This is a genomic window from Clostridium chromiireducens (assembly GCF_003575225.1).
Classification (GTDB): Bacteria; Bacillota; Clostridia; order Clostridiales; family Clostridiaceae; genus Clostridium; species Clostridium chromiireducens.
Window position 1 is genome coordinate 289514 of record NZ_QXDJ01000003.1, and the last position, 23347, is coordinate 312860.

At 30.6% G+C, this 23347-nt stretch carries 19 protein-coding genes and 1 pseudogene; 4 read left to right on the top strand and 16 right to left on the bottom strand.

The features are described 5' to 3' along the window. Window positions 1-21: 21 nt before the first annotated feature. The 3 genes from D2A34_RS12550 to D2A34_RS12560 form a co-directional block, all read right to left on the bottom strand. Window positions 22-822 carry a ribose-phosphate diphosphokinase gene (locus tag D2A34_RS12550; protein ID WP_119366840.1) on the bottom strand — a complete coding sequence of 267 codons (801 nt, stop codon included), beginning with the start codon at window positions 820-822 and terminating at the stop codon, window positions 22-24. A gap of 23 nt (window positions 823-845) precedes the next feature. Further along, window positions 846-1739 (bottom strand): NUDIX hydrolase, encoded by an 894-nt coding sequence (locus D2A34_RS12555; protein ID WP_243128332.1) that lies wholly within the window; start codon window positions 1737-1739, stop codon window positions 846-848. Window positions 1740-2033: 294 nt separating this feature from the next. Beyond that, window positions 2034-2822 carry an RNA polymerase sigma factor gene (locus D2A34_RS12560; RefSeq protein WP_119366842.1) on the bottom strand — a complete coding sequence of 263 codons (789 nt, stop codon included), beginning with the start codon at window positions 2820-2822 and terminating at the stop codon, window positions 2034-2036. Window positions 2823-3053: 231 nt separating this feature from the next. Here D2A34_RS12560 and D2A34_RS12565 point away from each other — a divergent pair, with 231 nt between their 5' ends. The 3 genes and pseudogenes from D2A34_RS12565 to D2A34_RS12575 all read left to right on the top strand — a co-directional run. Beyond that, a complete protein-coding gene (locus D2A34_RS12565) occupies window positions 3054-3266 on the top strand; it encodes a spore coat associated protein CotJA (protein ID WP_079441784.1) in 213 nt (70 codons plus the stop codon). 5 nt (window positions 3267-3271) lie between these two features. Then, on the top strand, window positions 3272-3520 hold the full coding sequence (locus D2A34_RS12570; RefSeq protein ID WP_079441783.1) for a spore coat protein CotJB: 249 nt from the start codon (window positions 3272-3274) through the stop codon (window positions 3518-3520). A gap of 18 nt (window positions 3521-3538) precedes the next feature. Then, window positions 3539-3886, top strand: a pseudogene (locus D2A34_RS12575) (manganese catalase family protein); the annotation flags it as partial. A gap of 226 nt (window positions 3887-4112) precedes the next feature. Here the strand turns inward: D2A34_RS12575 and D2A34_RS12580 are convergent. The 12 genes from D2A34_RS12580 to D2A34_RS12635 form a co-directional block, all read right to left on the bottom strand. After that, window positions 4113-5825: a methyl-accepting chemotaxis protein gene (locus tag D2A34_RS12580; RefSeq protein ID WP_119366843.1), complete on the bottom strand. Its 1713-nt coding sequence runs from the start codon at window positions 5823-5825 to the stop codon at window positions 4113-4115. Window positions 5826-6060: 235 nt separating this feature from the next. After that, window positions 6061-7674, bottom strand: coding sequence for a HAMP domain-containing methyl-accepting chemotaxis protein (locus D2A34_RS12585; RefSeq protein WP_119366844.1), 1614 nt, complete (start codon window positions 7672-7674; stop codon window positions 6061-6063). Between the two features lie 25 nt (window positions 7675-7699). Next, on the bottom strand, window positions 7700-8158 hold the full coding sequence (locus D2A34_RS12590; RefSeq protein ID WP_119366845.1) for a chemotaxis protein CheW: 459 nt from the start codon (window positions 8156-8158) through the stop codon (window positions 7700-7702). Window positions 8159-8186: 28 nt separating this feature from the next. Further along, the gene (locus tag D2A34_RS12595) at window positions 8187-9233 is read right to left on the bottom strand and encodes a protein-glutamate methylesterase/protein-glutamine glutaminase (protein ID WP_119366846.1); all 1047 of its coding nucleotides are present in this window, start codon (window positions 9231-9233) and stop codon (window positions 8187-8189) included. A gap of 34 nt (window positions 9234-9267) precedes the next feature. Then, the gene (locus tag D2A34_RS12600) at window positions 9268-11319 is read right to left on the bottom strand and encodes a chemotaxis protein CheA (RefSeq protein ID WP_119366847.1); all 2052 of its coding nucleotides are present in this window, start codon (window positions 11317-11319) and stop codon (window positions 9268-9270) included. A gap of 19 nt (window positions 11320-11338) precedes the next feature. Next, window positions 11339-12145, bottom strand: a complete 807-nt coding sequence (locus tag D2A34_RS12605) for a CheR family methyltransferase (RefSeq protein ID WP_119366848.1) — start codon at window positions 12143-12145, stop codon at window positions 11339-11341. A 385-nt stretch (window positions 12146-12530) separates the two neighbouring features. Then, window positions 12531-13820, bottom strand: a complete 1290-nt coding sequence (locus tag D2A34_RS12610; protein ID WP_079439994.1) for an O-acetylhomoserine aminocarboxypropyltransferase/cysteine synthase family protein — start codon at window positions 13818-13820, stop codon at window positions 12531-12533. A gap of 245 nt (window positions 13821-14065) precedes the next feature. Further along, on the bottom strand, window positions 14066-14983 hold the full coding sequence (metA, locus tag D2A34_RS12615) for a homoserine O-acetyltransferase MetA (RefSeq protein ID WP_079439995.1): 918 nt from the start codon (window positions 14981-14983) through the stop codon (window positions 14066-14068). A gap of 30 nt (window positions 14984-15013) precedes the next feature. Continuing rightward, window positions 15014-15847 (bottom strand): nitrogenase iron protein, encoded by an 834-nt coding sequence (gene nifH / locus D2A34_RS12620; protein ID WP_079439996.1) that lies wholly within the window; start codon window positions 15845-15847, stop codon window positions 15014-15016. Window positions 15848-16131: 284 nt separating this feature from the next. Continuing rightward, the gene (locus D2A34_RS12625; protein WP_079439997.1) at window positions 16132-17481 is read right to left on the bottom strand and encodes a nitrogenase component 1; all 1350 of its coding nucleotides are present in this window, start codon (window positions 17479-17481) and stop codon (window positions 16132-16134) included. A 139-nt stretch (window positions 17482-17620) separates the two neighbouring features. Then, window positions 17621-19174 carry a nitrogenase component 1 gene (locus D2A34_RS12630; protein ID WP_119366849.1) on the bottom strand — a complete coding sequence of 518 codons (1554 nt, stop codon included), beginning with the start codon at window positions 19172-19174 and terminating at the stop codon, window positions 17621-17623. A gap of 435 nt (window positions 19175-19609) precedes the next feature. Then, on the bottom strand, window positions 19610-20263 hold the full coding sequence (locus D2A34_RS12635) for a DUF975 family protein (protein WP_079439999.1): 654 nt from the start codon (window positions 20261-20263) through the stop codon (window positions 19610-19612). Window positions 20264-20716: 453 nt separating this feature from the next. Between D2A34_RS12635 and D2A34_RS12640 the strand changes: the two genes are divergently transcribed. After that, window positions 20717-20977 (top strand): hypothetical protein, encoded by a 261-nt coding sequence (locus tag D2A34_RS12640; protein ID WP_079440000.1) that lies wholly within the window; start codon window positions 20717-20719, stop codon window positions 20975-20977. Window positions 20978-21270: 293 nt separating this feature from the next. Here D2A34_RS12640 and hcp read toward each other — a convergent pair whose 3' ends face one another. Continuing rightward, the gene (hcp, locus tag D2A34_RS12645; RefSeq protein WP_182629365.1) at window positions 21271-22926 is read right to left on the bottom strand and encodes a hydroxylamine reductase; all 1656 of its coding nucleotides are present in this window, start codon (window positions 22924-22926) and stop codon (window positions 21271-21273) included. Window positions 22927-23347 lie beyond the last annotated feature (421 nt).

Consider the following 23347-nt stretch of genomic DNA (forward strand, 5'->3'; position numbering starts at 1 on the left):
TCTTGAACTTTTTACGTTTATTTATATAATTATAGTGACTTCTAATTTCTCATGAACTTTTGATAAAATACTATTTGTGGTAAATACTTTAGTGATTAAATCCGTCTTTAAAATTTCACCATCAAAAATTGAATCTTCACAATGAGTAACTACTAAATAGATTTCAGAAGCCCCCATTTCTTTTAATTTTTTTGCAGTTAAAATGAAAGTTCCACCCTTTGAACATAAATCATCTACTATAATTGCTTTGAAGTTATCATCATCAATATTTCCATTCATATCAAGCTTTTTTATATATCCTGTCTTAAAATCTCTTTCTTTATTGGCAGTTAGTATTTTTTCATATTCTATTTGTTTTCCATATCTTTTAGCAGCACCTGCATCTGGATAAACTAAATAAACAGGTTCTTGACTATTATTTAGTTTTTCAAGCACATTATTTGCTAACTTTTGTGACATATCTATAACCTTAACTCGATCCAATAAAGCAATACATACATCTGAGTGAGGTTCGTAAATTAAAACTTCTTCAAATCTTAAGCGGTTAATAAGTCTGCAAAAATATTTTAAAGTAAAAATTGTCATTCCTTCAGTCCTATCCATTCTGCTGTAGGGCATATATGGAATAACCAAATTACTTTTTTTATTTAATTCATCTAAATGTTCTTTTAAAAACATTAGGTGAGTAATGTCTTTATCATCTTGAAATTTAACTTTTATTTCATTGATATCTTCTTGTATCTTCAATTCTTTGGAGTTTATTAGGCTCTCTCCATTTGGAAATTTTGTAATAGATACTTCTTTACCATTTAAATAAATCATTTTATACCCCTCATTTCTCTTATTTAAAATTCATGTTCAAAATTCTCATTAAACTTAAAAACCTTTGCTGGTCTAAATGGCTTACCTTCGATTATCTCATCGGTTTCTATAATCATATTATCCATCTTTCTTCTAAAATTAAGAATTTCTCTCCCCATTATAGCTTCATAAACATTTTGGAGTTCTTTTACTGTAAACAACTTTGGTAAAAGATTTAAAGCAATAGGAGTATATTCAATTTTATTTCTAATTCTATCAACTGCGTAATTAATTATTTTATTATGATCAAAAGCTAACTCTTGGTCACTATTACTTAGTAATTTAAACTTTTCTTCTTTTTTTCTAAAAATACTTCTTTCAATCTTTTCAATTATTTCATATTCAATATCTATCTCATTATCTTCGCTTTGAAAATTCAATTTATATCTGTTTGTAGTAAAGCTTTCATCTTTACTAGAGTCTAATAGGCTTTTTTCAACCCAAAACCAGTTTGTTTCTTTGCTATTCTTTTCTTTTTTCAAAGTAATTTTATCCTTTGATATTAAAGCTATATTTCCTATACTTATAACTCGTGTTCTAGGATCTCTATTAAGTTCACCAAATGTATATAGCTGCTCAGTATACACATTATCAATCCCCGTCTCCTCTTTTAATATTCTAATGGCTCCTGATTCTAAGCTTTCATTATTTCTAACAAAACCGCCTGGTATTGCCCACTTACCTATATCAGGATAATCATCTCTTTTAATTAAAAGAATCTGCATACCTTTTTTAGGAACTTTCCTGGAATTCTTTTCAATACGATCACTTGTAGTAAATATTATTACATCATTTGTAACACTCGGTCTTTCGTAAATGCTTACATCATATTTCTTTAGGAACTCTTCTTCATTCTTATATAAACTATTACAACTCAATTGCAGCACCTTCTTCATTAATTTTTGCGATATTATATCAATTAATCTTGTATCAATTTAATATTACTAAATATTAATCTGCCATATATCTCTTGTTTTAATCATTTAGATATTATCAAATTGACTTTATGTATTTATCATACTTCTAAATTTTGTATTTGTAAATACTTTTCCAAAATATTTTTCTATAAATTATTTATCCATATCAATTTTGTATATAAGAAAAGCCGCATCTATAAATAATGCGACTTTTCTTAATTAACATTTCTTTCATTGCAAAATGATGTAGAAGGGTTAATTATATTTAATTTCATTAGTTTTATGTAAAGCTGTAATTACGCTTGTATACCATTCATCTGAAGGCTTCTTATCTGGCATATTTTCATATAGGTATTTAACTTTTTTTCTTACTTCCTCATCATACTTGTAATCTTTCTCTTTATAATCTAAATAGTTAACCAACTTAATTTTTTCTACTTCTTTCTGTAAATCACTTCTTCTTTTAGAAAACTCAATCCAAGCACTGCAGCTACATGGATTATCAATGCTCAGAATATTGCAATGGTCTCCAAAAAACGAATCAAGATTCATTCTTGCTCTATAAAGGAGTCCTTTTGTAGCAGCTTTAGAAAGTTGTAATATTTCTGCAGTTTCATCTACCTTTATGCCAAACATATCTACAAGTGAAAATGCTATTCTTTGATTTAATGTTAACCTTCGTACCATTGCCAGAAAACAACCATTTTGTAAATCTTTAATTGATTCATCAACTATTACATAATCTTCTGGAAGAGGATCATTAGATGTAAAAAGCTTCCCATCTCCTTCTAGTTCATTAATTTCTTCATAAGATAATTCCCTAAATCCTTTTTCTTTTCTCATTTTCATCCTAAAAATATTAAGACAAATTATTGTAATCCATTTTTTTATTGCATTGTCATCTTTAAGTTGCGAAATGTTTTCCCAAACTTTAATTAAAGTTTCTTGAGCTATATCTTCAGCAACACTAGGATTGCAAGAAAGTTTAAGTGCATAATTATAAATATATTTACTATAATTTTCAAATACATTATCAAAATTCATAATCCTGTCCCCCAATAAATTTTAATTCTTAAAATTCTTCATCTTTAATTTTACCTTCTTAAAATAAATTAACACCATAACCATTATTTGTAAACATATTTATATAATTTTTATCTATATTACTACAAAAAACATTCTAATTCTAAAATTTGTAATATTTTATATCACATTAATTTATAATCTGCATAGATTATTAATTAAGTAAGTCACAAACAAAGGAGAGTAAACCTTATGTACAGACATGATGACTGTATGTGTAAACCAGAAAAAGAATATGCTCGTGCATATATAATTCCTCAAAAATATGAAAATTTGTATTCAATCAAGGAAGGATTTCTTAAAGGTACAATCTTTAAAGACCTTTACAGACCATACCGTGCTCATGATCATGGGGATCCAAATGAGCATTATTATCAATACAAAAAAATGAAATATGAGAGGTGAAAAAAATGCACGCTAAAGATGCACTAGATACTATAAGAATATACCAATTTTCTGCCATAGAACTTAATCTTTACCTTGACAATTTTCCAGATGATAAAAATGCAAAAGATGATTATGACAAAGTATCTTGCAAGTTAAATGACTTGATTAATCAATATGAAAAAGATTATGGTCCACTAACTAATCTGGGTTCTGCTCATGTAGAAAATCCACGCGCATGGGTCGAACAACCATGGCCATGGGAAAATTGTTAATAGGAGGAATAAAAGTTTATGTGGTATTATGTAAAAACATTAGAATATCCAGTAAATCTTAAATGCAAAGATTTAACTATGGCCAAATACCTAATAACTCAATATGGTGGTCCAGATGGTGAATTAAGTGCTGCATTAAGATATTTAGATCAAAGATTTACAATGCCTACTGGTAAATCTAAGGCACTTTTAACAGATATAGGAACAGAAGAAATGGCTCATGTAGAAATAATTGCTACTATGGTATATCAACTTATGGAGAATGCAACTGTGGACGAAATTAAAAAAGCAGGTCTTGCCGGACATTATGCAGAACATGGAAAAGCTGTATTCTATACCGATGCAACTGGAAATCCTTGTGCTGCTAAACAGCGATATTTTTAGGGAGGAAGAGTTCTGAGGAAAATGGGAAATTCAGGAATCTTATGCATGTATGGTAATTTATCATAAGCTAAAGGAATTGAATATACCATAATAAATTGAAGCAGCAAAAGGAACCAGGGATATTTATAACCCCTAGTTCTTGTTTAAATTCTTGGCAATTCAAGAAAATCTCAGCTTACCGGTCACTATTTGATTTATATTTAATAAACTAGACTATAAATTTTGAAATTTCTTGTTTTAATTTTTCTGAGCTATCTTGTGATTTATTTGATAGGTCTAACACATTACTAGATTTTAAAGTAACGTCAGCTATTCTTTGGGAAATATCAGTTGTTCCCTCAGCTCCATCACTAGCTGCTTGTGCCACTTCATCAATAGTCTTTAATACATCCTGTATTGATGCTAAAAGTTCTTCTGATGTTGAACTGAACTCTGTAACAAGATTCTCAACAAAGTTTGCATCCTCTTTATATTTATCTGCAACCTCAAGCATTGTTTTATAATCCTCATACACATCAGTAGACACAAATTGAAGGAGTTTATTTGAACTGACAGTAAGTTCAGTAAATGAATCTGTTACCTTGGTAGTAATATTTTGAATCTCAATTACGGCTTCCTTAGACTGTTCAGCTAATTTTCTTATTTCTTCTGCTACAACAGAAAATCCTTTTCCTGCTTCCCCTGCTCTTGCGGCTTCAATCGCTGCATTTAATGCAAGTAAATTGGTTTGCTCAGTGATCGCCATTATTGATTGTGATAAAACATTTATCTGATTTACTATCTTAGAATTCTCAATTGCTTTTTCAAGCTCTCCTTTTGTTCCATCAAATATATCAGCTGCCTTCTTTTGTGCTATATTAACACTTTCTTTTGTATCTGCTGCTCTTTTATTAATATTTAAAACTTCAACTGCACCCTTTTGTGAATTTTTAGCTATAGTATCTATAGCTCTTTCTATTTCCTGTGTGGCAGCTGTCATTTCTTCTGAACACGCTGCTGTTTCTTCCATGTTCGCTGCTAACTCTTCTGTTCTTGCAGAAACATCCTCTAAATTATTATTCATAATATTTATATTATCTAAGCTTCCATTTACATTTTGATTAACATTTATTGCTTCATTTTTAACCATTTCAATTAATTTCTTTAAAGATCCTTGCATAAGAAAAACATCCATTGACATTACTCCAATTTCGTCCTTTACGCTACGCACATCTTCAGGAACCTCTACAGTAAAATCTCCATTTTTCATAGAATTTAACGTAAGTGATAAACTTGACATTGACTTTCTGATATTCTTAATAATATATAAGCTAATACCTAAAGCCGTAGTAATAGCTAAAATTACAATAAAAAATGTAATACGTTCTGTATTTTGTGCATTTGTTTTATAATTGTCATAAATAGCTTTAGCATTATTTGAGTTATAATCATTTAAATCCCTTACACTTGCTTGATATGTTTCTAATAAATTAACACTATTACTATATGATTTATAGGCTTCATCAACTTTATCAGCTTTTACTAGATCTACCGAATTCAAAAACTCCTTTTGATAAGCTGCTAAGTTATTTTTTATTGTTTGGTACAATTCCTTCTGTTTGTTATCTGCTGATAATTCATTTAATTTATCCATATCATCATTTATAGTCTTTTTTCGCTTTTCAATATCATTATTTACTTGTGTTCTATATTTTTCATCTTTTGAAATGATTAAATCGAGCAAATTAGCCTTATTAGCTCTTGTCTGTGTTCTTAAGTCTCCTCCAATTTCAATGGATTTTTCGCTATTATTGTACATCTTATCCATATTAGCAGTAGCTATTCGCCCATTATAAATTGAGAATAATCCTACAATAATCAAAGCAACAATTACAACTGATACTAATATACCTAATTTCGTGCTAATTTTGAAGTTTCTCATTTTGATTCCCCCTAATGTTCAAATTTCATTTTAGATCGATTTTATCGCTAAATTTTGCTAATTAAATATTAAAAAATAGCAGAAAGTTTTCTATTGAAAACAAAACTTTCTGCTGTAGTCCCTTATCTATCAAATATACTTTTTATATTTGCACTGATTCAATTTATAATCATCTTATTTAGGCAAATTCAAAAAATAATTAATATATCTGACAGCATATTTTATTTCATATGCCTTAAAAATCATCATCTTCATTTAAAGGGATTATATCTTCTGGATTTGTCATAGTTTTAGTATATTTTACTTTCTTGTTCTGTAAAGAAGATTTTGTATTATAGTATGAAGTCCCTTTACTTTTTTTCTTTCCCATATTATTTTTAATATTCATATTAAATCCTTCATCATCAATCTCAATAGCACCCTTAACCATTAAAGTAAGGCTTTCAACTATCTTTTGTAATATGAGTGCTTGAGCTTTCATTTCTTCTGCTGCTGAAGCACTTTCTTCTGCTCCAGATGCATTTTGCTGTGTTACTGATTCCATCTGACTAATAGCTCTATTCACCTGTTCTATTCCTTGAGCCTGTTCTTGGCTAGCAGCGCTAATTTCTGAAATAAGATTATTTAATTTATCAACCTTAGACGAAATATCATCTAATGCAGTATCTACCTTCCCAGCAGCATCACTTCCACGTCCAGAAAGTTGTATATTTTTCTCAATGATTCCTGCTGTATCTTTAGCAGCATCTGCACTTCTTTGGGCTAAATTTCGTACTTCTTCAGCAACTACAGCAAATCCTTTTCCTGCATCTCCAGCTCTTGCTGCTTCTACTGCTGCATTTAGTGCCAAGATGTTTGTTTGGAATGCTATTTCATCAATAACTTTAATTATTTTCCCTATTTCTGAACTAGACTGCTTGATTTCCTCCATAGAAACCATCATGTCCTTCATTTCCAAACTAGCTGCAGTTGAAGCTTCATTAGCTTGATTTGCAAGGGTTGAGGCTTGTCTTGTATTTTCTGTGCTCTGAATCACCATAGAAGATGATTCATCCATTGTTGCAGATACCTCTTCAATAGAAGCCGCTTGTTCAGAACTTGCTTCTGCTAATTGCTGGCTTGAAGCTGCCAATTGACTTGATGCTCCAGCAATAGACCTAGCAACTTCTCCTAATTTGTTAGAATTCTTTGTTAGTGGCTTAGTAATAGATAAAAGTATCAAAACATTTACTGCTATAGAAGTTACTGTACCAATACATAAAAATATTATAGTTCCTATTTTAGTAGCACTATATGTGGAACTGAGATCATCAGTATCTTCCTTTGAAAGCTTTTGATTAAATGCAACTAAATCATTAAGAAGCTTACTAGCATCGTCAAAACTTGGAAGTCCCTGAGTTTCCATTAATTTCATAGCATCTGCAGTTTTCATATCCCTGCTAAGTGCCGTTACTTTAGAGCTTGCCTCCATATAACTATCCCATTTTTGTTTAACAGAATCTATTAATTTCTTGTCTTCATCGTTAGAAATCAAATCTTTACTATATGTTTGTATTAGCTGCTGTATTTGTGAATTTTTATCCACCATGTTTTTTTCTAAATTTTCCATTTGACCTTTATCCTCTGAGATTACATGACGATATTGCAATGATAAAAAATCACTCGTTGCCGTATTTATGGCATTGGCTGTATCAATACTAGGCAGACTATTTGTAGCTATATAACTTCCACTGTCATATATTTTTCCAGTTGCGAATATTGCAACAACACCCATTGTAACAAACATTATAAACGACATTATAATACTTAAAATGATTTTGTTTTTTACTTTCCAATTATTAAAATTCATCTTCTTTTCCTCCAATTTCTAATTCTTAGATTACATCCTTTTCATCTGTTGACATAATATTTATAGGTTCAAGCAGCATAATAACTTTATCTTTTATCTTTCCTATTCCTGTAAGATAATCCTTATTGACTCCTCCAAAACATGATGAAGGTAATTCTATTGTTTCGTTATTTATATCTAAAACTTCAGAAACTGTATCAACTACCATCCCAGTTAAACGAGTTTGATTTGATACTTCTGTTTCAATAACAATAATGCAAGTTCTAGCATCATATTCTCTACTTGGTATTCCAAATCTAATTCTTAAATCCATTACAGGAATAATCTTACCCCTTAAATTTATAATTCCTCTTATATATTCTGGCATTTTATGTACCGGAGTAATATCTAACATGCCAATTATCTCTTTAACATTTAAAACTGGTATTCCATAAAACTCTTCTCCAATATTAAATGTAAGAAATTTATTCAATTCTAATGCCATTTCTATACCTCCACTCTGATTTAATGATTTAATTATTTAAATATTGAATTATGTCATCTACAATGTGATTTAGTGAAACTATTTTTTTAGCAGCTCCCATTTCGATTGCTTCCTTCGGCATTCCAAAAACCACACAACTTTTTTCATCTTGGGCAATAGTATATGCGCCCTCATTTTTCATATTCAAAAGACCAGCTGCACCATCTTTTCCCATACCTGTAAGTATAACCCCTACAGCATTCCTTCCTGCATACTTTGCGACTGAATCAAAGAGAATATCCACTGAAGGACGTTGATGATAAACCATAGGTCCATTATGAAGCTGCACATAATATACTGCTCCGCTTCTTCTTAGTTCCATGTGCATATTACCAGGCGCTATTAATGCTTTACCAGGAGAAAGTATTTCCCTATCTTCTGCCTCTTTTACTTCTATGGCACATATTTGATTCAGCCTTTGTGCAAAGGATTTCGTAAAATGCTGAGGCATATGCTGCACTATCATTATTGGAGGTGCAGATGGAGGCATTTTTTCTAGTAATTCTTTCAATGCTTCTGTGCCTCCTGTAGATGCACCAATCGCAATAATTTTATTTGTAGTTTTAATTAGAGACGATTTCTTATTTTCACTAAAAACAGCAACCTCTTTTTTATTTTCTTTAATTCCTACTTTCCAATTTGGAATTTTTGAAACAGCTAATATCTTTTCTATGAGCTGTTCAATCATATCATTTACTGAATATGAAACTGATGGTTTTGCCACTACTTCTAATGCACCATATTCCAATGCCTTTAGAGCTGTTTCGCTGCCATTTTCTGCTATGGAACTAACAATGATAACTCTAATTGGATAGTACTTCATTAACTTGCGCAAAAAAGTCAATCCATCCATTCTAGGCATTTCTATATCTAAAAGAACAATATCAGGTTTTAATTTTATGATTTTATCCCTTGCAATATAGGGATCTGGTGCTGTATCAATAACCTGAATTTCTTTTGTTTTTGACAGTTCACTACTTAACATTTTCCTTACCATAGCGGAGTCATCCACTACCAATACCTTTATCTTATCCATATTAATTTCCATCCTTTAAAAACAGTTTTAATTCCTACATTTTAAACATTTCCTCAACATCTAATATAAGAGATACCCTTCCATCCCCAAGTATAGCTGCCCCTGATGCATAAGAAATCGAAGAAAATTCACTTTCTAAAGGTTTAGATACAATTTCCTGCCTTGCAATAATCCTATCAACAGGAAATGCTAGTAATTTTTGATCCATTTCTAATATAACAACTTCTCTTAAATTATGTAGTGTATCGCTTTCAGGAATATTAAACATCTTAGGCACATCTACAACTGAAATAACGTTGTTTCTTATGAGTAATGCTTCCGTTTTATTTTGAATACTAATCAAATTACTCTTATCTACTATAAAAAACTCTTTAATAAATAAAGTAGGTATAATATATCTTCCTCCTGCTGCTTCAATTATTGTTCCATTCATTACAGCAAGATTCATAGGGATTTTTACTGTAAAAGCACAACCTTCCCCTAAAACATTTACTACATCAATCTTTCCACCCAAATGCGAAATAACTTCTTCTACTACATTCATTCCTACACCTCTGCCAGAAATGTTATTAACAACTTCTTGTGTAGAGAAGCCAGGCTTAAAAATAAATTTTATAATTTCTTCTTCACTATATACTTTATTTTCTTCAGCCATATTTAAAGTTAAAGCTTTTTTAAGAATTTTTTGCGTATCAATACCTTTTCCATCGTCAGATACCTCTACATAGACACTATCTCTTTTACTATAAGCTTTTATTTTTATTGTGCCGTCATTCTTTTTACCAGCTTTTATTCTTTCTTCTTCCTCTTCTATACCATGAGAAACAGCATTTCTAACCAGATGCATTAATGGATCAAATATTTTTTCTGCTGCACTTCTGTCAATTTCTGTTTCTTCCCCTTCAATTATTATGGAGATTTTTTTATTAAGTTCAGCCGCTGTATCCCTTGCAACTCTATGAAGTCTATGTAATGTTGGTTTAATTTCTATCATTCTAAGAGACATAGATGAAGCTTGTATTTCCTTAATCAGCTTTGATGACCTTGATAAATTATTCATCATCGCAGAATTTCTTCCAAAAGCTTCACTAATCTGCTGCTCAAACTGAGAATTTAAAATAAGAAGCTCTCCAAGCATATCCATAAGGCCATCGACTTTCACTACAGGTATCCTGATAAAATTATCTGCCTGCTTTTCACTCGCTGGGCTTTGTTTTATATTCCGCGAATTTGATGCATTTGCTTTTTCATCAATAGTAACTTCATTTTCTTTTTTGCTGCCTTCTAGTTCTTGCTTAATTAAATCTATAACAATTTCTTGCTTTTTTACTTTGGTTACTTCTGATGTATTGAACAATTCATTAATTAGCAAATCTACATCTTTATCAGTAACAATTAGGAAACTAATGCTATTATTATTAATTATAAATTCTTCATCACTTCCTAGTTCCTCTTCACTTGGGCATTTAGGCACAGATGAAATTATTGAACCATAAGCACTTGCTACTTCAAAAACAAGCCAGGTTCTAATAGATTTCATTACACACTTTTCATCTATAGTTACCTCAATCCAATATGGTATAAACCCTCTATTAAAATTTTCTAATATTCTATTCCATAATTCCGTATCACTCTTAAATTCTTCTAGTTTGCTTAATATCTCATCATGTTTATTATTATTTTCAGATGATTCATCTATATCTGGCGCATTTCCTGTTAAAATTTTTATTAATCCTTCAACTATTTCGGTAATAACAATATTTTCATCACATTTATCTTTATTAATAAATGTAAGACAATCCTCCATAAAGTCATGGAAAGAATACAAAATATTGATAATTTCATCTGTCAAGACTCTCTGACCGCTACGTACCTCTTGAAGAAGGTCTTCCATCTTATGTGTTACTTTTTCTATATTATAAAATTCCATAGCTGCTGAATTACCCTTAATTGTATGAGCTACTCGAAAAACGGTATTTATTACATCATTTTTGGTATTTCCTTTTTCCATTTCCATTAAGGCTTCATTTAAACTCATTAAATTATACTTTAAATCTTCAATATACCCCACAAGTATTTCATTCATATTTTTATCTCACTTCCAATCACTTCATATATATAGCAGGTCCAATATATTGATATTTGTGGGATTTACTAACTAAACTTTCAGAATGGCCAATAAATAGTAGTCCTCCCTGCACAATATTGTTATAGAATTTATTAATTAACATTTCCTGAATAGGATTACTAAAATAAATCATTACATTTCTACAGAAAATAATATCAAATCCTTTTTTAAAATTGTAATCTTGCATTAAATTAAAATGCCTATATTGAATCATGGATCTAATTTCTTCTTTTATAGAAAAACCATTTCTAACTTTATCAAAATATTTATAAAGAAATTCTTCAGGTATATCTTTACATTCAGAGTAAGAATATATCCCCTTTACTGCTTTTGATAATATTTCGCTATCTATATCTGTTGCTAAAATTTTAATGTTTATGCGGTTACCAAAACACTCTCTAAAAAGTATTGCTAATGATACAGCTTCCTGTCCTGAAGAAGAAGCTGCACTCCATATTCTAATTTCATTCTTACTTGCAATTCTAGGGTTGTTTTTCATTATAAATGGTATATTATTTTCTATAAAATCAAAATGCTGCTTCTCTCGAAAGAATTCAGTTGTATTTGTAGTCATATCATTTATAAATTGTTGAAAATGCTCTTCACAATCATATTTCTGCAAATATAGTAAGTATTCATCATGATTGTGTATATTTAATTTTCTCATTGACTTCTCTATTTTCAATTTGAAGGTTTCTTTTTTGTTTTCTTTGACAAATATGCCCGTCCTTTTGTATAGCAGATCACAATATTTCTTAAAATATATATCTGTAAATTCATCCATTATATCTTCACCTCCAAATCACTGTCGTTAATTATATTCGACTATTTACTACATTATTCCTTTATATATTCGACTATATTTTTATAAACTTTATCAAATAACATAAATATATATATATTGAAATAAAGGTAAATAATATACCCTCTAATAATTATTACCATATATTAGATTATAGTTATTATGATATTTCTTATATTATTAAGGACAACTACGTTAAACTTCTATAATCTCATTAATAAAATAGCAAAAGACTAATTATTTCGTTAAATTTATTTAACAAAATAATTAGTCCCTAGTTTTCTAGTCGACTATTCTAAATATAATATTTTACTATTTAATAATGTCAACTATTTCTTACAAAAATTCATTCATTCGCATTTTTAACTTAACTTTCAAAGGCTTGTGATAAATCATAGATTATATCATCAATATGCTCAGTTCCTATAGAAAGGCGAACTGTATTTGGCTTAATTCCTTGATCTAATAATTCTTCTCCACTTAATTGTGAGTGAGTAGTACTTGCTGGATGTATTACTAATGATTTAACATCTGCAACATTTGCAAGTAATGAGAATATTTCTAACTTATCAATAAATTCTTGAGCTTCTTTTGCTTTGCCTTTAATTTCAAAAGTGAATATAGATCCTGCACCATTTGGAAAATATTTATTATATAATGCGTTATCCGGGCTATCTGCTAATGATGGATGATTTACTTTTTCAACTTTTGGATGTTTATTTAAGAAATCTACTACCTTTAATGTATTTTCAACATGTCTTTCAAGTCTTAAAGAAAGAGTTTCCAATCCTTGTAATAGTAAAAATGCATTAAATGGACTAATTGATGCACCAGTATCTCTTAGTAGAATTGCTCTTATTCTTGTTACATAAGCTGCTGGTCCAACTACTTCTGCAAATTTAATTCCATGATAGCTTGGATCAGCTTCTGTTAATTGTGGGAACTTTCCTGATCCTATCCAATCAAATTTTCCTGAATCTACAATTACTCCACCTAATGATGTACCATGTCCACCTATAAATTTAGTTGCTGAATGAACTACTATATCTGCACCATGTTCAATTGGTCTAAATAAATATGGTGTTCCAAATGTGTTATCAACTATTAGTGGAATTTTATGATTATGTGCAATTTCTGATAATGCATCAACATCTATAATATTTGAATTAGGATTTCCAAGTGATTCTATAAATATTGCTTTTGTATTATCTTTAATTGCATTTTTAAAGTTTTCTAAATTTCCTGGATCTACAAATGTTGTAGTTACTCCATAATCAGCTAACGTATGTGCTAATAAATTATATGTTCCTCCATATATAGTCTTAGCTGCTACTACATGGTCTCCTGCCTTTGTTATATTTTGAATTGAATACGCTATTGAAGCTGCCCCTGATGCTACTGCAAGACCTGCTACCCCTCCTTCTAAAGCTGCAACACGCCTTTCAAAAACATCTTGTGTAGAATTTGTTAAACGTCCATATATATTTCCTGCATCTGCTAGTCCAAATCTTGCAGCTGCATGTGCTGAATTTCTAAATACATATGAAGTTGTTTGATATATTGGCACTGCTCTTGAATCTGTTGTTGGGTCTGCTTGTTCTTGTCCCACATGAAGTTGTAACGTTTCGAATTTTAATTTTCTTTCTTGATTACTCATAATTTTTCCTCCATTATTTTTATCTTTATTTTTATTAATCATGGTTATATGATTAATTTACTATGATTTCCACGCGATTTTTTTCTCAATTGTTAATACAAGCTGTCCTATTTTTTATTAATATATAATTAATTCTTTTCCTAAATCTGCAAGCCTCGCCCCCTTTAATTATTATGACTTATTAATCGATATCCATTTTTTATATCATTATTTAATAACTGTAATTTTAGTTTTGTGATTTTAAATTAATGAAGTGTTTCAATATCATAAGGTGTATTTTGATATACACAATAGTTTAGCCAATTACTAAAAACTATATTTGCACTACCTCTCCACGAATGAATAGGGATTTCATTTGGATCATTATTCTTAAAATAATTTTTAGGAATATCTATTTTTTCTCCTTTTTCTTTATCTCTTATATATTCATCATTTAATGTGTTTCTATCATACTCAAGATGTCCTGTAATATAAATTTTTCTTCTATCTTGTGTCGCTACAATAAATATTCCTGCTTCTTCTGATTCAGATAAAATCTCAAGATAATTAACTTTTTCTATATCCTCTCCTTTAACTTCAGTATATCTAGAATGAGGAGCATTGAAAATATCACTAAGCCCTCTTGTAATATCAGCTTTCTCATCATTTACGCGATGCAAAAATATTCCAAACATCTTTTCCTTTAAATCATATTTAGGTACATTATGATGATAATATAACCCTGCTTGAGCTCCCCAGCAAATATGTAGTGTTGAGAATACATTAGTCTTACTCCACTCCATAATTTCAGTAAGTTCTTTCCAGTATGTTACGTCTTCGAATTTCATTTTTTCTACTGGCGCACCTGTTATTATAAGTCCATCAAACTTTTCATTCTTTATTTCATCAAAATAATTATAGAACTTCTCTAAGTGGTCTAACAGTGTGGTATGAGAGACATAGCTCTTTGTTTGAATCAACTTGATTTCTACTTGTAATGGTGTATTAGACAAATATCTTAATAATTGATTTTCTGTTACTATTTTCTTTGGCATTAAATTAATAATTGCTATTTTCAATACTCTTATATCTTGGGTATCTGCCCTTTCACTGTTAATTACAAATATATTATCATCACGTAACACCTTAAATGCAGGTAATTCAGCAGGAATTTTTATTGGCATTGCTCTGCTCCTTCCCTTATTTTTAACATTTTAAGCATCTAATCCATATTCAGATAATATTTCTTCTAATCTTTCTTGTTTCATTGGTTTTGGTATTACAAACAATTGATTTTCTTCTATTTTTTTAGCTAATGTTCTATATTCATCAGCTTGTTTTGCTTCTGGTTCAAATTCAATAACTGTCTTTTTTCTTATCTCTGCTCTTTGTACTACATTGTCTCTTGGAACAAAGTGTATTAATTGTGTTCCAAGCTCCTTTGCAAAAGCTTCTAAAAGATCCAATTCTCCATCAACATTTCTGCTATTACAAATTATTCCCCCAAGTCTTACTCCACCTTTTAATGCATACTTTTGAATACCTCTTGAAATATTATTTGCTGCATACAATGCCATCATTTCTCCTGAAGCTACTATATATATTTCTTGTGCCTTTCCTTCTCTTATTGGCATAGCAAATCCACCACAAACAACATCACCAAGTACATCGTAAAATACGTAATCTAAATCTTCTGTGTAAGCTCCTAATCTTTCAAGTAATCCAATTGATGTAATTATTCCTCTTCCTGCACATCCAACTCCAGGTTCTGGCCCTCCTGATTCAACGCATTTAGTATTTCCAAATCCAGTCTTTACAACTGCATCTAAATCTATATTCTCGCCTTCTTCCCTTAATGTATCCAATACTGTTTTTTGAGCTAACCCTCCTAGTAATAATCTAGTTGAATCTGCCTTAGGATCACATCCTACTACTAAAACATGCTTTCCAAGTTCAGTAAGTCCTGCTGTTAAATTTTGTGTTGTTGTTGACTTACCTATTCCTCCTTTTCCATATATAGCTACTTGTCTTAATCTTTTTCCTCCCATTTATAACACTCCAATTCATTAAAATTTTATACAAAAGTTAGAGGCCAGTATATTCTTAAATATTTAAGAATATACTTAGCCTCTAGTTTTCTAGTCAACTGTTTATTATTAAATTATATTTACCAACAAATCACATCCATTCCTAGGATATTACTTAAGCTTTTATGCATTCATCTTAATTGAACTCTTCTGTTCTGTCATTTTCTGCATGGATAAAATAGAAAAGATATTTTTAATTACCATTGTATAAAGTATTTCGTCTATATATGTAATATAGATAACTTTTATTTTCCACCTACAGTTGACGTGTAAATTCTTTCTATAAACTGTAAAGCACCTCTATATCCTATGTGACTTCTATTCAGTACTACTGTCTCAGAAGAAGGCGGATCTATTTCTATTAGTAATGCATTTTTTTCTCGTGCTACTTCAGATTCCCATGTCGAACCTAATATCAATGGAACTCCTGAACCAAAATCAGCTTCTGAAAGTGATTTTTCTGCAAGATAACCATCTTCAATATATTCTACCTCCACAGACACACCTTCTGATAGGTTTCTAAATTCCTTACTTATTTCCTCTCTAAATTTCTCTGGTGGATTATCCGTAATTATTTGTTTTACTGGTATAAGTCCTATTTGATCTGCCAAAAACTTTGTATATGCAAGTGTATAAGCACTGTCTCCCACAACAGCAAATCGAGAAGGTAAGCCATACCAATACTCTGCAAACATATGTGAAAAAGAATCTAAAAAGTAATAATACAATTCTGTTTCTTCTGCAATAAACGCTTCTGATTTTTCAGCATCAATTCCTGAATATTGAACTAATTGTCTTATAAAAGCAGTAGTAGCTTCCTCACCAACAGGTATTACAGGAATATGCAAATAAGGCTGATCATATTTTTTTTCTAAATGTTTCGCAATATTTACCCCTACCCAAGGCGAAATTACAAGATTAAATTGTGCTTTAGGAATTTCCTTCCATTCTTTTGCACCGCCACTTTGTGGTCCAAAAAGTACATTTACTTCAAATCCTATGCTTCTTAAGATTCTTACAATTTCCAAGTAATCTCCACGCCAATTTGTATTAAAAAATGGTGTCTCAAGCCACAAATTAATTAATCCCTTTTTCTTTTCACCTTTATAATCTCCAACAAATTGATCTATTATTGCTTGCACAACAATTTCATGACCTATAAGGTTTGAACCTTTAAAGCCCGCTGTATCTGCATATACTATAGGATAACCTGCCTCACGATATTTCTTTACAATTGATCCAACATCATCTCCTATAAGTTCTCCAGTACATCCTGTAGCTACCACAAATAATTCACCATTATAAATTGCTAAAACTGATTTTATTAAATCATCAAGTTTTTTTTCACCACCAAATACTATGTCATTCTCACCTACATTTGCACTAGGAACATTACCGCCGCCATAACTAGTAGAACCTTGAAAACCATTTTCAAACCCCATAAAAAAATATTGCTTGTACATACATCCAGGACCACAATTTGCAATCGGAACCCCACCCTTAATTGCTACTGTAGTATATACACCACCAACCGCACAAGCATAATGTGGATGTACTATTGTATTACTTTTTTTCTCTATATTAATCTTAGTCATTCTAATCCTCCTTATATATTCTTACAAAAATTCTTCTCCTGAATTTTCTCGATTTTTTATTTTTTTAATTATTTTATCGTAACGCCAATAGTTATTGATTCCCCTTACCTCTCTTAACCAAAGTCTCAGTGTAACTCACTTACAAAAGTTTAACTCGTTCGTCAAGAACTTCAGGATGTCTTGCAAGCAAAAATGGATCATTTTGACTAAGCCACCATTCATTATACGGACTTTTAACATGTCTAGAAAGAACTTCATTAAATTTCTTTCTAGCAAGAATATCTAACAAAACCTCACCTGTCCGAATTATTCCATCATAACCAACAGGGAAATGTTCATCACCCATGGCTAAAGATGGGATACCAAGCTTTGCTGCCTCAGGTGCAAGTCCTTGATGTCGAATTATTACAAAATCTGTCTCCACTCGTTTAAATAAAGCATTTAGTTGGAATGCCTGTGTTTTACTTACTGTAAAATTAGGAATGTCTCCATAATTGCTGATGAGTTCATGCAGGGTATCTTGTTTCTCATGTCCACCATCATAAACAGGATCGTGATGAAATACCACCGAACCATCAACTCCTATTCCTAATTCACGTAAAACTGAAATAAGGCTATGTGCATAGGATGAGCCTGTCATAACAAATCCTTTAATTCCCTTAAACTTTTCGCGCAATTTTTGAATTTGAGGGAGCACTCTTTCATGCTCAGTCTTTATATACTCTTCGGTTTCTTTTTCTTTGCCAACAATCTTTCCAATTGCTCGGAGCCAAGCATCCGTACCTTCGATTCCATAAGGTTGAGGTGCATCAACTTGAGGAACATCAAATTGTTCTTCAAGCACTGTAGCCATATAAGAACCAAGTGTGTGACAAAAAGTTGCAGTAGCCACTGCTTCAGAAGCCTGAGCAAGTTCATCGTAGCTTGCCATGTCTATCATATAATTTACTTTCAAACCAAGAGGTTTTAATATTTCTGTAAAATAATCAGTTCCCCACAAAGCTACAATGTTAATTAAATCTTTCTGCTTTTCAGGGTTACGCTTCACTATTTGACGTAAAACTCCATGCTGTGAAACATCAAATCCAGTACTCCAGTGTTTTGATCGAAACCCTTCGCAATGCAACGGAATAACTGTTATTCCAATTTCCTCCTCCATCTCTTCTGCAACACTATCTATATCTTCACCTATAATAGCAGTAGCACACGACATGGAGATAAAAATTGCTCTAGGATTAAAACGTTCCTTTACATCCCGTATTGTTTGTCTTAGTTTATCCGATGCGCCAAAAACCATATCATTTTCCAAAAGATTTGTGCTATAAATCTGTAAATTTTGTGGTGGCTTATTCCTTCTTCCAAGCCCCATGTTAAAAGCAAGATTAAACCAAGGATTATCTGCTGAGCACCCAATTGGAGCATGCTGAATAAGTATACAATCTGTAATATTTCCTATTTGACATTCAACAATCGCATTGGCACACATGGTCTGTTGATTTAACGGCGAATCTAATTCACACAATCGACAAGCTTTTTGGTTTCCAGCACAGCCATTTTTTCTTTGACTTCTCAATTCATAATTTGATTCTTTCCACAACTCCGTTGCTGAACCATCCCAAGCAGTTATAGTTCCTAATCTCATTTCTCTGTTATCTACTTCTGTTAATTCAATATTTATTGTTTTTTTTGACATTGTATCACCCTCTCTATACATATGGAAAAATATCTTTATGTAAAATACTTTTCAAATTATAATTATAACTTTGAATAAAGTTATATATAAAAAGGACATGCTTCTATTCTTAGAAACATGTCCTCTGGTTTACCAGTCAGATACTGTTTGATAAATTTTATTATTCAATTTATTAATCTAGGATGTATTCTATATAAGTTGCATTTTGAATTCCCATCAGAAAAATTTTCCTAATGCACTTATTCCCTTCACTGCATTAACTTCATATAAATATCCTTTTTTTCATATTACTCCTATTAACTTACTATGTTTTGCTTATTACCAATTATATTCTATACATGTATATTTAGTCAATAATATTTTTATTAAAAATTACTACTAAATTATAATGTTGCATTTTTGCTTGAATAATCTATTCCATATATCAGCACAAATCTATATTTCGGTTTTTTGCTCTTCAGCTAACTTAGTATATAAAGTTCCCATTGCTAAATCGATATATGGAGTTAGAAAAACCATTCCAACAGATGCAATTATGGTAAAGTATTGTTGATGCCAGTATCCAACAATAGCAGCTGGAACAAATATTAATGCTATCCAGCCAATAAAACTTAGTCCTAATGTAAATATATCCATTATATGCCCATCAGTCATTTCAGTACTTCTACTTATTGCTTCATTAATGCCAATGTTTGGATTATCTACCCATACATAAAAAGTCATAGAATATTTAATTGCTGCTATAATTCCGGGAATTATCAAAAGCAGTGACCACAATATAGTATAAATACCCACTACTACGTTTATTGCTAATGCTTTTAAAAACCTTCCAGAAAGCATATCTTTTAATTTAATATTTTGGCCTCTTACTAGTTTCAATATTACGGATGTGTATCCAAACAAAAAAAATGATCCATAGATAGTAGAAATAACTGACATTAGAACAATCACTAAAGTACTTGATTTTGGAATGAAATCCCCAACAATGTCAACAAGCTTATATACCAGACTAATTAATATTATAACCTTCCAAAATCCTTTCAAACTCCGTCTTGCTTCCGCTCTGATATCCTTACAATTAATTATCATAACTAACTTACCTCTATCAATTTACTTATTTTGTTAATTATAGCATATTTACGAAAAATTTTAAACTATATAATATAGTAAGTCGTTCATAAACTCTAGGCCACTACCCCTTAGGTCCTAATGTTGGACCTAAGGGGTAGTGGCCTAGAGTTTACTTATTCTCTGGAATTTATCTATTGCAATTGAGGCATTAGTTATTATAGTTTCACTATTACCTATCGTAATAGTGCATTCAAGTATTATTACAAGAAAATTTATTATAACAATAAATATCAATGATTTCTTTAATATATTATTGTGTGCAGTATTAAAATAAATATACCAGTATTACTACTGTTAAGTTATGCCATAAATAAAACCATTCCGACCGTTCAAATATACATAAATATTAAATTTACTATACATAATAATACTGAAAATGTTTTCTATGAAAAAAGGAGATTGAGTTATATTATGGATAAAATCAAATTGAATGACATTGAAGAAAAACTTCTACGAGATGCTTATACATCATATTTAAAAAATAAAAAATGGTGTATTTGCCATCATTCATATCGTCACTCATATAGTAATGAGGATAGACAGATTACTAAGGCAAAAATAGATGGTTTAGAACATTTAAAAAAAATTATATTTATTGAAGTTGATAGGTGTGTGGGTCTTACAAGCTATAACATATTACCAGACGGTATAGGATATATTCAATCTAAATAATAAATGTATCATCAAGCTGTTTAAATCTAATGATACGCTTTAAGCAAGTCGTTCGTAAACTCACGACTATTACCCCAGAGGTTCTGAGCGAAATGAATAACAAATTAGTATTGTATAACTTCTGATGAGACAAAATTTAAAGTTTGCAATTATGCTAAATCATAACAAAGCCTATGATGTACGTTTATAATAATACAAAAAAATCTAATTGATAATATAACCTTCATCAATTAGATTCTTTTAAATAGTTTATAACACTTTTATTAATATTGTTAATGTATTTTTTTTATATTTTACACACCTTGTTGCAAACAAGTTTTTAAATCATCATCTGGTTCACTTATAGGTCTTATGTTAAATGTATCCACTAAATATTGTAATACATTAGGGCTTACAAATGCTGGAAGTGATGGTCCAAGGTAGATTCCTTTTACGCCTAATGAAAGTAATGCTAAAAGGTCAGCAACTGCTTTTTGCTCATACCATGAAAGAATTATTGATAATGGTAATCCATTAACATCTGTATTAAATGCATCTGCAAGTGCTGTTGCAATTCTAACTGCCGAATATGCATCATTACATTGACCTACATCTAATAATCTTGGAAGTCCAGCCACTTCTCCGAAGTCTAATTTATTAAATCTATATTTTCCACATGCCAGTGTAAGGATAATACAATCTTTTGGTACCTTTTGAGCAAATTCAGTATAATAACTTCTTCCTGGCCTTGCACCATCACACCCACCGATTAAGAAGAAATGTCTAACCTTTCCTTCCTTAACCGCATTAACAATTGCTTCAGCATGAGATAATGTTGCATGATGTCCAAAGCCCACTAAGATTTCTTTTTCTTCTTCATCTTCTTTAAAGCCGCCTAATTCTAATGCTTTATTTATTATCTCACTAAAATCCTTAGTTCCATCTTCTAGAACATCGATATGCTTTATTCCATCCCAGCCTACAACACTTGTTGAAAATATCCTATCTTTATAGGTTTCTCTTGGTCTCATCAAACAGTTAGTAGTCATTAAAATACAGCCCGGAATTCCATCGAATTCTTTTTGTTGGTTTTGCCATGCAGAACCAAAGTTTCCTACTAAATGTTTATATTTTTTTAGTTCTGGATATCCATGGGATGGCAACATTTCACCATGTGTATAAATATTAATTCCTTTACCTTCTGTCTGCTCTAAAAGCATTTCTAAATCCCTAAGGTCATGACCAGATACTATAATAAATGGACCTTTTTTAATATTAACATTTACCTTATGAGGAGAAGGATTTTTGTATCTAGTAGTATTAGCTTCATCTAAAAGCTGCATTACTTGCACGCTCATATCTCCAACCCTCATTGTCATACGTATCATATCATCCAAGCTTAAGTTATCATTTGTAGTAGCTTCTAATCCTAAGAAATAAATATTATCTACCTGGTCATTATTGTAATTAATAAACCTTGCTTGATGCCCATAAGCAGCCACACCTTTTAATCCATATAGAATAGTTGATCTTAAGGAACGAATATCAGCATCTAGATTCTGATCATACATTATCCCTGCTTTTACTGAATCCTTTAACATCTCTTCTTTTGTATCACTTAAATTGTATGTAGCTGCATCTGGATATTCTCCTTCTGGTGCTTGATCTCTTAATGATTCTTTTATCTTTTGAGATTCCTTCAATAATCTCACATGAACTTCAGCATCAAAGTTTACATTTGTTAATGTTGTAAATAAACCATTCTCTACAAATTTAACTATTTCTTTATCTATAATTTTACCTTGTTCAATTAAAGGTTTTGCATAACAAGAAATTCCCTTTAATTGATATATTAATAAGTCCTGTAAATTTGCAATTTCTGGTGTTTTTCCACATACACCAATCTTTGTACATCCTTTTCCCCCTGCTGTTTGTTCACACTGATAGCAAAACATAGGATTTTCATCCATAAATATCACTCCTTAAATATTAGTCTATTTTATTGTCTTCATAATATTAGATAATATTCTTTAATGGCTTAAGTAATCTTTCGATTTTTAGAAAATATAAGGCAGAGAAATAAAATAAAACCAGGGCTTATTCTTAAACCCTGGCTTCTTTTGAAATAAGTGTACTTATGGGGATTTAAAAGTTATTTTCGGAGTAATCCCCAAATATCATCTTCAAAATCGTTTCCCATGACAATCACCTCTTTCATATATTATTTTGTGCAGTTTTAAATTATATATACCAGTATTACTACTGTTAAGTTATGCCATAAATAAAACCATTCCCACCGTTCCAATATACATAAATATTAAATTTACTATCCATAATAAGATTGAAAATGTTTACTGTCGGAAAAGGAGATTGAGTTATATTATGGATAAA